Annotated in this window: 12 protein-coding genes; 6 read left to right on the plus strand and 6 right to left on the minus strand. The window is 65.2% G+C overall.

Features of this window, described 5'->3' with window-relative positions; all coding sequences use genetic code 11:
* Positions 1–9 precede the first annotated feature (9 nt).
* From ACVWZM_RS05660 to ACVWZM_RS05685, 6 genes are read left to right on the plus strand one after another with little or no spacing between them, the layout of a single operon-like run.
* On the plus strand, positions 10–720 hold the full coding sequence (locus ACVWZM_RS05660; RefSeq protein ID WP_456852155.1) for a DUF1028 domain-containing protein: 711 nt from the start codon (positions 10–12) through the stop codon (positions 718–720).
* Positions 717–1,706: an ABC transporter ATP-binding protein gene (locus ACVWZM_RS05665; protein ID WP_456852157.1), complete on the plus strand. Its 990-nt coding sequence runs from the start codon at positions 717–719 to the stop codon at positions 1,704–1,706. The genes ACVWZM_RS05660 and ACVWZM_RS05665 overlap by 4 nt, the downstream gene beginning before the upstream one ends.
* Positions 1,703–2,800, plus strand: coding sequence for an ABC transporter ATP-binding protein (locus ACVWZM_RS05670; protein WP_076827120.1), 1,098 nt, complete (start codon positions 1,703–1,705; stop codon positions 2,798–2,800). Before ACVWZM_RS05665 ends, ACVWZM_RS05670 begins: the two co-directional genes overlap by 4 nt.
* Positions 2,801–2,817: 17 nt before the next feature.
* Positions 2,818–4,329, plus strand: coding sequence for an ABC transporter substrate-binding protein (locus tag ACVWZM_RS05675; RefSeq protein WP_076827118.1), 1,512 nt, complete (start codon positions 2,818–2,820; stop codon positions 4,327–4,329).
* Between the two features lie 31 nt (positions 4,330–4,360).
* The gene (locus ACVWZM_RS05680; RefSeq protein WP_016842919.1) at positions 4,361–5,302 is read left to right on the plus strand and encodes an ABC transporter permease; all 942 of its coding nucleotides are present in this window, start codon (positions 4,361–4,363) and stop codon (positions 5,300–5,302) included.
* Between the two features lie 4 nt (positions 5,303–5,306).
* Positions 5,307–6,197: an ABC transporter permease gene (locus ACVWZM_RS05685; RefSeq protein WP_057017605.1), complete on the plus strand. Its 891-nt coding sequence runs from the start codon at positions 5,307–5,309 to the stop codon at positions 6,195–6,197.
* A gap of 275 nt (positions 6,198–6,472) precedes the next feature.
* Here ACVWZM_RS05685 and cnbZ read toward each other — a convergent pair whose 3' ends face one another.
* The 6 genes from cnbZ to ACVWZM_RS05715 all read right to left on the minus strand — a co-directional run bounded on the left by cnbZ (position 6,473) and on the right by ACVWZM_RS05715 (position 13,613).
* On the minus strand, positions 6,473–7,216 hold the full coding sequence (gene cnbZ / locus ACVWZM_RS05690) for a 2-amino-5-chloromuconate deaminase CnbZ (protein ID WP_057017604.1): 744 nt from the start codon (positions 7,214–7,216) through the stop codon (positions 6,473–6,475).
* Positions 7,217–7,348: 132 nt separating this feature from the next.
* The gene (locus tag ACVWZM_RS05695; protein WP_057017603.1) at positions 7,349–10,450 is read right to left on the minus strand and encodes a multidrug efflux RND transporter permease subunit; all 3,102 of its coding nucleotides are present in this window, start codon (positions 10,448–10,450) and stop codon (positions 7,349–7,351) included.
* 81 nt (positions 10,451–10,531) lie between these two features.
* Positions 10,532–11,725, minus strand: a complete 1,194-nt coding sequence (locus ACVWZM_RS05700) for an efflux RND transporter periplasmic adaptor subunit (protein WP_253587452.1) — start codon at positions 11,723–11,725, stop codon at positions 10,532–10,534.
* 1 nt (position 11,726) lies between these two features.
* Positions 11,727–12,428: a TetR/AcrR family transcriptional regulator gene (locus ACVWZM_RS05705; protein ID WP_076827113.1), complete on the minus strand. Its 702-nt coding sequence runs from the start codon at positions 12,426–12,428 to the stop codon at positions 11,727–11,729.
* 64 nt (positions 12,429–12,492) lie between these two features.
* On the minus strand, positions 12,493–13,083 hold the full coding sequence (locus ACVWZM_RS05710) for a thiamine pyrophosphate-dependent enzyme (RefSeq protein WP_028338816.1): 591 nt from the start codon (positions 13,081–13,083) through the stop codon (positions 12,493–12,495).
* On the minus strand, positions 13,080–13,613 hold the full coding sequence (locus ACVWZM_RS05715; protein WP_168857793.1) for a thiamine pyrophosphate-binding protein: 534 nt from the start codon (positions 13,611–13,613) through the stop codon (positions 13,080–13,082). The genes ACVWZM_RS05710 and ACVWZM_RS05715 overlap by 4 nt, the downstream gene beginning before the upstream one ends.
* Between the last annotated feature and the right edge of the window lie 112 nt (positions 13,614–13,725).

Here is a 13,725-nt window from a genome sequence, read left to right on the forward strand (position 1 = left end):
AGGTTTGAGATGACCTGGTCGATCATCGCCCGCGACAGCGCCACCGGCCAGCTCGGCATCGCCGTCGCGACGCGGTTCTTCGCGGTCGGCGCGCTGGTGCCGCACATCGCACCCGGGATCGGCGCGGTGGCGACGCAGGCGCTGGTCAATCCTTATTACGGCATCGACGGCCTCGCGCTGCTGCGCGGCGGCAACAGCCCGCATGAGGTGATCGCGGCGCTGATTGCGCCCGACAGCGGCCGCGAAAGCCGGCAGGTCCATGTCATGGACGCCAGGGGCCGCATCGCGGCGCATTCCGGCAAGGACTGCATCGACTGGTTCGGCCATATCGCCGGCGACGGGTTCTCGATCGCCGGCAACATGCTGGCCGGCCCCGCGGTGCTCGACGAGACCGCGCGCGTTTATGCCGAGAACGAGAGGCTGCCGTTCGCGGAGCGGCTGATCAAGGCGATGTTCGCCGGCGAAGCGGCCGGCGGCGACAAGCGCGGCAAGCAATCGGCGGCGCTTCTGATCCACGGCGCGGAGGAATGGCCATTGCTCGCCCTGCGCGTCGACGACCACGCCGATCCCCTGCGCGAGCTGGAGCGGCTGGAGGCCGTCAGCCGCGAGCACTGGGCGCCATTCCGGAGCTTCATGCCGACCCGCGACAACCCGGCCGGAACCAGCGATCGCGCCACCATCGACGCCGGCATCGCGGCGGCAAGCGCGAGCCGTAAATGACAGCAGGCCCGCTGATCGAGATCGAAGGCCTGCGCGTCACCTTCCAGGGCGATGACGGCCGCACCACGCATGCCGTCGACAGCGTCGATCTCTCCGTCGCCAAGGGCGCCACGCTCGGCCTGGTCGGCGAGTCCGGCTGCGGCAAGAGCGTGACCTCGCTCGCGATCATGGGGCTGTTGCCGAAGCAATCCGCCGCGGTGTCCGGCGCGATCCGCTTCGACGGCTTCGACCTGCTCGAGGTGCCGGACGAGACATTGCGCGACCTGCGCGGCGATCGCCTCGCGATGATCTTCCAGGAGCCGATGACCTCGCTCAATCCGAGCTTTACCATCGGCGACCAGATCACGGAGACGATTCTGCGCCACCGCGGCGGCTCCCGGCGCGCGGCGCGCGAACGCACCATCGAGCTGCTGCGCCGCGTGCATATTCCCTCGCCCGAGAAACGCATCGACGAGTTTCCGCACAAGCTGTCCGGCGGCATGCGCCAGCGCGTGATGATCGCGATGGCGCTGGCCTGCGACCCGCAGCTTCTGATCGCCGACGAGCCGACCACCGCGCTCGACGTCACCTTGCAGGCCCAGATCCTCGATCTGATGCGGGAGCTGAAGGCCGCGAGCGGCGCCGCGATCATCCTGATCACCCACGATCTCGGCGTCGTCGCCGAAGTCTGCGACGAGGTCGCGGTGATGTATGCCGGCGAAATCGTCGAGCGCGCGCCGGTCGACGAGCTGTTCGCCAATCCGCAGCATCCCTACACGGTCGGACTGCTCGGCTCGATCCCGCGGCTCGATCGCCGCACCAGCCATCTCGCCTCCATCGAGGGCATGGTGCCGAACATGGCGAACCCGCCCGCCGGCTGCCGCTTCGCCGCGCGCTGTCCGTTCGTCGAGGATGCCTGCACCAAATCGCCGCCGCCGCTCGCGCTGCTGAGCCCGACCCACGCCTCGCGCTGCATCCGCGCGCCGCTGGAGCGGCTGGTGTCATGACCGCGCTGCTCGAGGTCGAAGGGCTGGTCAAGCATTTCGTCGCCGAACGCTCGCTGTTCGGCCGGCCGACCGCCCATGTGAAGGCGGTCGACGGCGTCAGCTTCACGGTCGAGGCCGGCAAGACGCTGGCGCTGGTTGGCGAATCCGGCTGCGGCAAATCCACCGTCAGCCGGCTGGTGCTGCGGCTGATCGAGCCGGATGCCGGACGGATCCGCTTCGAAGGCCGCGACCTCGGCACGCTCAATGCCGAGCAGCTGCGCGCATTCCGCCGCGACGCGCAGCTGATCTTCCAGGACCCCTACGCCTCGCTCAACCCGCGCATGACGGTGAGCCAGATCCTGACCGAGCCGCTGGCACTGCACAATCTCGTCCCGGCCGCGGACCGCCGCGAGCGGGTCGAGCAGCTGTTGCGCCTGGTCGGGCTCGAGCCGCGGTTCGCGCGGCGCTATCCACATGAATTCTCCGGCGGCCAGCGCCAGCGCATCGCGATTGCCCGCGCGCTCGCGGTCGAGCCGAAGCTGATCATCTGCGACGAGCCGGTGTCGGCGCTCGACGTCTCGATCCGTTCCCAGATCCTGAATTTGCTGCGCGACCTGCAGGATCGCCTGAAGCTCGCCTACATCTTCGTCTCGCACGATCTCGCCGTAGTGAAGCACATCGCCGATCGCGTCGCCGTGATGAATCTCGGCACCATCGTCGAGACCGCGGATGCCCAAGCGCTGTTCGCCGCGCCGCGCCATCCCTATAGCCGCGCGCTGCTGTCGGCGATCCCGGTGCCGAAGCCGCGTGCGAAGCGCAGCCGCATCGTGCTGGAGGGCGAACTGCCGAGCGCGCTCAATCCGCCCTCCGGCTGCCGCTTCCATACCCGCTGTCCCTATGTGATCGCGCGCTGCCGCAGTGAAGTGCCGCAGTTGCGCGAAGATGGCACCGGTTATGCATCGGCCTGTCACCGGACGGGCGAGCTGCCCGGCGCGGAGGCGATCGTGCCCTCCGATGGCGGGTTCTCGCCGACACTGGAAAAGCTGGTGGCGGCGTTCAATGCGGCGGAAGCCTCGGGACAGCCCGGGGTTATTTCACAGGGAACAGAGGCGTAGGGAACAAGGGGTTGGCGATGAGATTTTGGCGCTTGGCGGTCCTGATGGCGGCCCTCGTGACCTGGTGCGGAACGAGCGCGCGTGCCGAGACGACACTCCGCATCGGGCTCGCCGAGGACCCGGACATCCTCGATCCTTCAATCGGACGCACCTATGTCGGCCGCATCGTCTTTTCAGCCTTCTGCGACAAGCTGTTCGACATCGACGAGAAGCTGAACATCGTTCCGCAACTCGCGCTGTCCCACGAGAACTCGGCCGACGGCAAGGAGATGACGATCAAGCTCCGGCCGGGCGTCAAGTTCCACGACGGTGAGCCGTTCGACGCCGAAGCCGCCAAATTCTCGCTGGAGCGCCATCTGACACTGCCGACCTCGTTTCGCAAACCGGAATTGGCTGCGCTCGACCACGTCGACGTCGTTGATCCCCTGACCATCAAGCTGGTGCTCAAGACGCCCTACTCGCCGCTGATCGCCCAGTTGACCGACCGCGCCGGCATGATGGTTTCGCCGAAGGCGGTGAAGGAAGCGGGTGACAAATTCGGACTGCATCCAGTCTGCGCCGGACCCTACAAGTTCGTCGAACGCGTGCAGCAGGACCGCATGGTGTTCGAGAAATTCGGGGATTACTGGAACAAGGACAACGTCTTCATCGATCGCATCGTGTTCCTTCCTATCGTCGATGCCACGGTGCGGCTCGCCAATCTGAAATCCGGCGGGCTCGATCTGATCGAGCGCGTGCTTGCCACCGATATCAAGGACGTCCGAAGTGACAAGCGGCTCGTGCTGTCGACCGCACCTGAACTCGGCTATCTCGGCCTCACCATCAACATCGGCAACGACAAGAGCAAGGGGCCGCTCAGCCAGTCGGAAAAGGTGCGCCAGGCGCTCGATCTGTCGATTGACCGCGAGGCGCTCAACCAGGTCGTCTTCAACGGCGAGTTCACGCCGGGCAATCAGTGGGTCAGCCCGACACACCCTTACTATCAGAAGGCGTTTCCGGTTCGGGGACGCGACATTGCCAAGGCCAAGGCGCTGCTGAAGGAGGCCGGTGTCACGCTGCCCGTCGCCATCGACTACATGGTCCCCAAAGGCGCCGAGAACGAAGCCGTAGCCCAGGTCGTGCAGTCGATGGCGGCCGAAGCCGGCTTTGACATCAAGATCCGCGTGGTCGAATTCGCGACGACTTTCAAGCAGGCCCAGGCCGGCGAATTTCAGGTGTTTCAGATCAACTGGAGCGGCCGGATCGATCCCGACGGCAATTCCTATGTCTTCCTGCACACCAAGGCGCCGCAGAACGATGGCGGCTATTCTAACGCGGAAGCCGACAAGCTGATGGAAGATGCACGGCTGATCAACGATCCCGCCCAGCGCAAGGCAATCTACGAGAAGATGACCAGGATCGTGCTCAATGACGAGCCGATCATCTATCTCTATCACCGCACACTCCTGATCGCGCATTCCACAAAAGTCGCGGGTTACCGGCAGATGCCGGACGGATTGGTGCGCGTGGTCGGGCTGAAATTGAAATGATCGCCACAGCGCAGGACACGCGGGGCCGACAATGCTGAACTTCCTCGCCAAGCGGCTGGTTCAGCTGGTCCCGACGCTGTTCTTCGTCTCGCTCCTGATCTTCTCGCTGCAACATTTGCTGCCCGGCGATCCGGCACTCGTCATGGCCGGCGAGGAGCGCGATCCGGCCGTCATCGAACAGATCCGCCAGCAATACCATTTGGATCAACCGATCCCGGTGCAATACGCCTATTGGGTCAAGGGCGTGCTCACGGGCGACCTCGGCGAGTCACTGCGCAACAAGATGCCGGTGTCGAGCCTGATCGCGCAGAAGCTGCCGGTTACGATGCAAATCGCCGGCATGGCGATCGTGGTCGCCTTCCTGATCGGCATTCCCGCCGGCATCATCTCGGCGGTGAAAATCGGCACCGCGTGGGACTATGGCGCCAATTTGTTCGCGCTGTGGGGTATCTCGACGCCGAATTTCTGGCTCGGCATCATGCTGATCTTCCTGTTCTCCGTCGAACTTGGCTGGCTGCCGGCCTCCGGCTACGTGCCGCTCAGCGAAAACTGGCGCGCGAGCCTCGCCGCATCGGTCATGCCGGCCTTCGTGCTCGGCAATGCGATCGCGGCGATCCTGATGCGGCATACGCGAAGCGCGATGCTGCAGGTGCTGGAGAGCGACTATGTCCGCACCGCGCGCGCCAAGGGCCTGTCCGAGCGCACCGTGATCCTCAAGCATGCGATGCGCAACGCGCTGACGCCGATCATCACGCTCGGCGCGCTCGAGCTCGGCACGCTGCTGTCGGGCGCGGTGCTCACTGAGCAGATCTTCTCGATCCCGGGCTTCGGCAAGCTGATCGTCGATGCCGTGTTCAACCGCGACTATGCGGTCGTGCAGGGCGTGGTGCTGACCACGGCGACGATCTACATCACGCTCAACCTGATCGCCGACATCGCCTACATCCTCGTCAACCCGCGGCTGAGGGGTTGATCGGATGACCGACGCTGCACTCAGCCCCCTCGCTCCGCTTGCCGCCGCCGAAACGCTCGAGAGCCCGGCGCGGCGCGCCTGGCGGCGGCTGATCCGGCGCAAGGGTGCCGTGCTCGGGCTCACCGTGATCGCGCTCTTCATCCTGCTCGCCGTGTTCGCGCCGTTGATCGTGCCCTATGATCCGGTCGCGACGAGCTGGTCGCTGGTACGCAAGGCGCCGTCGGCGCAGCACTGGCTCGGCACCGACGAGCTCGGCCGCGACGTGTTCGCCCGCGTCGTGTTCGGCGCTCGCGCCTCGCTGCTTGCCGGCGTCATCTCGGTCGGCATCGCGCTTGCGGTCGGCGTGCCGCTCGGCCTCGTCGCCGGCTATCGCGGCGGTTTCATCGACGCGCTGATCAGCCGCATCACCGATGCGATGCTGGCCTGCCCGTTCCTGATCCTGGCGATCGCACTCGCAGCGTTCCTCGGCCCGAGTCTTAGCAATGCCATGATCGCGATCGGCGTCTCGGCGACCCCGATCTTCATCCGCCTGACCCGCGGCCAGGTGATGAGCGTCAAGGTCGAGGACTACGTCGAGGCGGCGCGCGCCATGGGCAATCCGCGCTGGCGCATCGCGCTGGTCCACATCCTGCCCAACATCCTGCCGGCGCTGCTGGTGCAGGCGACGCTGTCGATCGCGGCCGCGATCATCGCCGAGGCCGCGCTGTCGTTCCTCGGCCTCGGCCAGCAGCCGCCGGCGCCGTCCTGGGGCAGCATGCTCAACGCCGCGCAACGCTTCCTGACCAGCGCGCCATGGATGGCAGTCTGGCCTGGGCTTGCGATCTTCCTGGTCGTGTTGTCGTTCAATCTGGTCGGCGACGGCCTGCGCGACGCGCTCGATCCGAAAGCGCGGTAGTGGATTCGTGCCACAGCGAGCGCCTGTGCTCTCTCCGTCACCCCCGCGCAAAGGCTCGCCTTTGTCGCTGGAGGAGCGCGCATCTTGCGCGCGTCTCGAAGGGTCGACGGCCACCGACCGGGCCGTTCATCCTTCGAGGCTCGCTTCGCTCGCACCTCAGGATGACGGGACACCAAGTTCTCGTCATTGCGAGCGAAGCGAAGCAATCCACCATCACCGAGCATGCGGAACTATGGATTGCTTCGTCGCTTCGCTCCTCGCAATGACGGCGGAAGCTAAATCACCACTTCCCTGAGCACCCTGCGGCAATCCATCTCGTATTCGAGATCGACCACCGGCGGGCGGCAGAAGTGCCAGGTCAGGCCGGAGCGGGTGGCGCCGCGGCGGACCAGCTCGTCGACGAGCACCGGATGGATGTCGTGCACGGTGTAGGCCTGCACCGCCGTCGTCTCCTGCCAGCCGAAGCTGAACTCGGCGAGACGGCGTTCCATCTCGCCGGCGGTGAAGCGGACCTTCTCCCGCCACGCGCCGGGACTGAGATCGCGATAGCAGACGATGCGGTCGGGATAGCTCGCGGTGCCGCCGCGCGCCTCCGCACCGCCGGCGATCACGAAGGATGGCGACGTCGTCGTGCTCGGCCGCGTGAACGAGAACGCATGGAACGACGGCTCGGCCGGCGGATCGATCTCGGGACAGACGTTGCTGCGCGCCACCGGATTGATGGTGCCGTCGAACAGGCCCCATTCGGCGAGCGTCTTGACGTAGTGCTGGTTGAAGGCGCGGAAGCCGTCCTCGGTGAAGGCGGCCGGCGAACGCAATTCGCAGGCGCAGAACGCGGTCAGCGGCCGGCCGGCGTCGCGGATGTAGGCCGCGATCCGCGCAAAACCTTCCGCGAGCGGCAGCAGGCGATCGAAGCGCACCCGTTCGATCTCATAGCCCGCGTTCGCCTGCGCGCCGCTTGAATATTGGAACACGGCCGGAATGAACCGGTAATTGCCCGCCGCAAACTCGCTCGCCATGCCTGTTTCCTCCGGATTTCCTTGAGGCGAGTATTTTCTGCCCGCCGTCGGCAAAGGCTATCACGAGACAAAGAAAAGGCGGCAGTGGCTTTCGCCAGTGCCGCCTTCCCTGCGAGCATGAGCTTGGAGGGCTCAGGTCGGTTTCAGCGCGCCGCCGCGACGGTCGAGCTCGTAGTCGGCGATCTGCTTGGCGCGATCGGAATGGGCAGCGGCCTGGTGGTCGGTCGCGATCACCGTGTAGACCATTGGCAGCACGAACAGCGTGAACAGCGTGCCGATCGTCATACCGGCGACGACCACAAGCCCGATCGAGAAGCGGCTGGCAGCGCCGGCGCCCGAGGCCGTGAGCAGCGGCAGCAGGCCGGTGACCATGGCCGCCGTCGTCATCAGGATCGGACGCAGGCGGATCCGGGCGGCCATCTCGATCGCCGCGCGGCGGTCCAGTCCCTCGTTGAGCTGCAACTCGTTGGCGAACTCCACCATCAGGATGCCGTGCTTGGTGATCAATCCGACCAGCGTCAGCAGGCCCACCTGGGTGTAGATGTTCATGGTGGCGACGCCGAAGAACAGCGGGATGAGGGCGCCGACGATCGCCATCGGCACCGAGATCATGATCACGAACGGATCGCGCAGGCTCTCGAACTGCGCCGCCAGCACCAGGAAGATGATGATGATGGCGAACGCGAAGGTGACCAGCAGCTGGTTGCCTTCGTGGACGTATTGCCGGGAGTCGGCCAGGAAGTCGTAGCTGAAGCCGGACGGCAGCTTCTTGGCTTCACCCTGCAGGAACTCCACCGCCTGGCCCATCGAGACGCCGGGCATCGGCACCGCCTGGAAGGTCGACGAGTTGAGCTGGTTGTAGTGGGTCAGCGCGTTCGGATCGACGCCGGTCTCGACCGAAACCACGGTGGACAGCCGCACCAGCTGCCCGGTCGCGGTCGGGACGTAGTAATCGTTGAACGCCTCAGGCGCGAGCCGGCTGGCGCGCGGCACCTGCGGAATCACCTGGTAGGAGCGTCCTTCCAGATTGAAGCGATTGACATAGTTGCCGCCGAGCAGCGTCGCCAGGGCGCCACCGATCGACTGCATGGTGATGCCGAGGTCGCTCGCCTTGGAGCGGTCGACCTTCACCCGGACCACCGGTTGGTTGAAGTCGAGGTCGCTGTCGGTGACGATGAACAGGCCGCTCTTGCGCGCCGCATCCTTCAACTTGCTCATCTGGTCGAACACCTGCTGGAATCCGGCCGTCGAAGAGATCACCATCTGAACCGGCAGACCGCCGGGGCCGCCGGGCAGCGGCGGCAGGCTGAACGCGAACGCGCTGATGCCCTCGATCTTGGACAGCTCGGCCTGAACCAGCGGCTGCAGCGCCTGCGCGCTGCGCTTGCGCTCATCCCACGGCTTGAGCAGCATGCCCGCGAAGCCGCCCTGCGGACCGGTGATGCCGTTCAGGATGAACCGCAGGTCGGTCTCGGGAAACTTCTGGAACTCCTTGTCCATCTTGTCGCCGTAGAAATCGATGTAGTCGATGTTGGCGTATTTCGGCGCCTTGGTCACCGCGAACACGATGCCCTGGTCCTCCTGCGGCGCCAGCTCCTTCTGGATGTGCATATAGAGGAAGCCGACCAGACCGAGGATGGTCACGGCGAACAGCGCCGTGATCGGGCGGTAGTCGAGCGAACGGTCGAGCTGACGGCCATAGGCCCGCGTCAACGCGCCGAACACGCGATTGACCACCTTGGCGAAACGCCCCTCCTCCGCGCTCTTGAGGAACACCGAGCACATCATAGGCGACAGCGTCAGCGCGATCACGCCCGACACGATCACCGAGCCCGCCAGCGTGAAGGCGAATTCGCGGAACAGCGTGCCGGTCACGCCGCCGAGGAAGCCGATCGGCGCGTACACCGCCGCCAGCGTGATCGTCATGGAGACGACGGGACCGACGATCTCCCGGGCACCCTTTAGCGATGCCTGCACCGGTGGCAGGCCCTCCTCGAGATGTCGATGGATGTTCTCCACGACCACGATCGCGTCGTCGACCACGAGGCCGATCGCCAGCACCATCGCCAGCAGCGTCAGCAGGTTGAAGCTGAAGCCGGCGGCCAGCATCAGGATGCAGACGCCAATCAGCGACAGCGGGATGGTGACGACGGGAATGATCACCGACCGCAGCGAGGCCAGGAACAGGAAGATGACGACGACGACGATCAGGACCGCTTCAGTGAGCGTCTTCTCGACCTCATCGATCGACGATTGAATGAACTTCGTGGAATCGTAGGCCACCTTCATCTTCATCGACGGCGGCAGGTTGCGCTCGAGGTCGGGGAACAGCGCGCGCACGCCCTTCACCAGGGTCAGCGGGTTGCCCTGCGGCGTCGCCTTGATGCCGATGAAGATCGCATGCTCGCCGTTGAAGGCGACGCTGGCGTCCGTGCTTTGCGCGGCGAGCTCCACCGTCGCGATGTCCTCGATGCGCACAAAGCCGCCGTCCTTCGCCTTCACGATCATCCGCTTGAACTGATCGATGTTCTGAAGGTCGGTATTGGCCGAGACGTTGGAGACGATGAAGAAGCCCTTGGTCTGGCCGGCGGCCGCCTGGAAGTTGTTGGCGGCGATCGCGGCGGCGACGTCGTTGGGCGATACGCCGCGTCCGGCCATGCGGGTCGGATCGAGCCAGACGCGCATCGCGAAGGTCTGGCCGCCGAGGATGTCGGCCGAGGCGACGCCATCGACCGTCGAGAGCACCGGCTGCACGACGCGGGTCAGATAGTCGGAGATCGACGATCCGGTCAGCTCCTCGCTGGAGAAGCCGAGATACATCACGGCGATGGTGTCACCGGTCGCCTTGGTCACGACGGGATCGAAGGCTTCCTTCGGGATCAGGTATTTGACCGAGTTGACCTTGGCGAGCACCTCGGTGAGCGCCTGGTTCGGATCGTGATTGAGCTTGACGTAGACCTGAATCGTCGAGGTGCCGAGCACCGAGTTCGACGTCATGTAGTCGACGCCTTCGGCCGACGCGACGGCCTGCTCGATCGGCGTGGTGATGAAGCCGTTGATCAGCTCGGGCGACGCACCGGGATATGACGTGGTGATCGTCACGACGGTGTTCGAAAGATTCGGATATTGCCGGATCGGCAAAACCATCGCCGCGCGCAGGCCGATCAGCAGGATCAGCAGACTGACGACGACCGACAGCACCGGGCGCTTGATGAAAATATCAGTGAAGGCCATCGCCAACTCGATTCGTGTTCTGCCGGCTTGCGGCAAGATGTGGCGGAGGGCCGATGGCCCTCCGAGTTCGATGAATGAAGATCAGTAGCGCGGCGGTTCGGCCGGAACCGGCGGCGGCGGATCGGTCGAGATCGCAACCGGCATGCCCGACTGCAGCTTGATCTGGCCGACTGCGACGACCTTGTCCCCCGCCTTCAGACCCTTGAGGATCTCGACACGGCCCTCGACGCGGTTGCCGGTCTTCACGAAGGTGCGGTCCGCGGTCAGGGTGGTCTTGCCGTCGTCGCCCTTCTTCTCGGTGATCAGGAACACCGAGTCGCCGTACAGCGTGTAGTCGACCGCGGTTTCGGGAATGGTCACGACCGGCGGCTTCCCGGGCAGCACGATCGTGGTGGTCGCGAACATGCCGGGCTTGAGGATGCTGTCCGGATTCTGGATCGTGGCCTGCACCCGGATGTTGCGGGTGTCGGTCGCGATCTGCGGCTCGATGGTCGTGATCTTGCCCTCGAAGGTGCGGCCCGGATAGGCGTCGACCGAGACCCGTACGGCCTGACCGACCTTGATCTGAGAGCTCTGCTTCTCGGTGACGGTCAGGTTGGCGTACAGCACCGACAGATCGGTCAGCGACACGATCTGCGTGCCGGCCGTCAGATACTGGCCGACTTCGACCTGGCGCACGCCGAGATCGCCTTCGAACGGTGCGCGCACCAGCTTCTGCGAGATCAGCGCTTCGGTCTTGGCAATGCCCGCCTTGGCCTGGTCGTAAGCCGCCTGCGCCGTATCGACGGTCGACTGCGGACCGAACTGGCGCGACGCGAGTTGCTTGGCGCGGTCGAGCTGCAGCTCGCCCACGGTCGCCTGCGCCTTGTAGTTGGCGAGGTCGCCCTGCTCCGGTGCGTCGAACAACTGCACCAGCGGCGTACCGGCCTTTACGTGGCTGCCGGCGGTGAACTGGATCTCGGTGATGCGGCCCGGCACGTCGGTCGTGACGTTGACCTGGTGCACGGCGACGAGATCGCCGACAGCGGTCAGCAGGTTCGGAATCACCTCAGTCTTCGCCTCGACGGCCGACACGTTCGCCGGCGGCGGCTTATTGTTGGCAAAGAACTGCGCGATCATGTGGCTGCGGAAGGCGTTGAAGCCGACCAGCGCACCGACGAGCAGGGCCAGCAACAGGCCTACGATGATCAACCAGCGCACCATGCGGACGGGACGCTTGGCTTGCTTCTCCTTGATCGGTTGCCCCGAGATGTGGCTTTCGGTCTGAATATTCATGTCATGCACTTTCTGCAGTTACCGACGGTCCTGCGATCGGCGACGGCTGGCGGCCCAAATGAGTTGAAATTGCGGCTTCGGTAAGTCCGATGCCGCGAAGGATGAATTGGCAAAGCTGCCGCTCGGCCGCAGCGGCATCGCCGTAGGGGAGACATGGTGTCGCAGGCAGCTGGGTCAGCGCACCCATCAGCACGGTATGGTGCGCAAACCAGAACAGGTTGAGCGGCTCGTCGCCGATCTTCGTGGCCTCGCCGGCGGCGATCGCCCGCTCGAGCGAGGCGGCGAAGGTCGGGCCGATCAGCTTGCCGACCTTGTCATAGAGCAGGCGCGCGAACTCGCCGTCGTCGAGATGGCTCGTCACCATCAGCCGCATCCGCTGCGTCTCTTCCTGGTCCGGCGCATCACGCAACTGCATGAAGTGATCGACCATGCCTTGCACCAGCTCGACCAGGGTCGCGGTCGAGGGCTCCTGGCCGAGCAGATGCGCGAGATCGGGATCCGCCTCGCACTCCTCGGCAAGGATCTCGGCATAGAGCGCCGCCTTGGACGGGAAGTGCTTGAACAGCAGCCCTTCCGAAATGGCAGCCGCGGCCGCCACGCTCTTTGTCGTGGTGCCGGCAAAGCCGCTGCGGGCGAAACACCGCTTGGCGGCGCTCAGGATCAACTGACGCCGCAAGTCACTCGTCATGCGTAAGGTAGACATTTGGGTCGTGAGTAATCACTCACTTTACCAAAAGTCAAGGTTCTATTGCACCGCGAAAGCCACTTTAAATAGGAGTGTGGCCGATCGACCCTCTGATGCGGTTCACGAGGTAGGTGCCGTCGCGGCTGGACAGCACGCGCTCCAGATTGGCCCCGTCGATCTTCGCGCTGGCAAACCGCGGCCCCGCCGTAACGTCTTGCAAAGACGAGGCAAAAGCCTCGACCTCAGCCATCGTGCTGATCGCCCGGCTATCCCCGATTCCGCAGGCTTTGGCAACACCCACGAGGTCGGCGGTTCCGCCGGTGTGGCTGGCCTGGCCGCCGGTTTCGCCGTAAGCCTCATTGTCCAGCACAATGATCGAGAGATTTTTGGGCTGCTGCAGGCCGACAGTGGCGAGGCTTCCCATCCCCATCAGCATCTCGCCGTCGCCGGTGATCACGACGACCGGCAGCGTCGGCTGGGCCAGCGCGAGGCCGAGCCCGATCATCACGGCGCCGCCCATGCCACCCCAGAGATAAAAGTTGCGGTCGTGGTCGCCGGCAGCGGCGATGTCATAGGTCGAGGCGCCGAGGCCGCCGACGGCGAACGCGCCCTTGCGATCTTTCAGCAGTTCGGAAACGACGGCACGGCGGTCGAGGAGATTGGCTTTGCTCATTTGGTGAAGACCTTTGCCCCGATCAGGCGCTGCGACAGCAGGACGGCGGTGGGCGTGCAGGCGTTAAACGCCTGCGCTGCGCCGGCCTCGACGACTTCGCGGACTTCTTCAGGGTGCGAGGCGCGCAGCACCTTGATCCCGGACAGTTCGAGTATCCCTTGCGTGTTCGAGCCCATCGGCACCTGCCAGGGATTGAACTCGCCCCATTCGCCGCGCATCGTCACCAGCGTCAGGAACGGCAAGCGGAAGATCTGCACCAGCGACAGCATGTTGATGCAATTGCCGACCCCGCTCGACTGCATCAGCAGCACGCCGCGCTGACCGCCGGCCCAGGCGCCCGCGAGCAGCGCCACGCCCTCTTCCTCGGTGGTCAGCGCGATGCCGCGCATCGAGGACGCCCCCAGCACCCGCTCGATCAACTCTGAATGGCCGGCGTCGGGCACGTAGGGCACCTGACGCACCTCGAAGCGCTGCAATATCGAGAAGATCTCCTCGGGCCAGGAGGCCGCAGTGTCGGCACGGGCATGCATTGGCGTTTCCGGTCTTGTTGTTTGATCGCGACTGTAGAGGGGCGCGCGCGCTTCATCAAAGCGCAAAACCGCATATGGCTCTGCGATTTGCTCGCACCACGCAACGCCCCGG

The sequence above is a fragment of the Bradyrhizobium sp. USDA 4501 genome, from assembly GCF_054062115.1.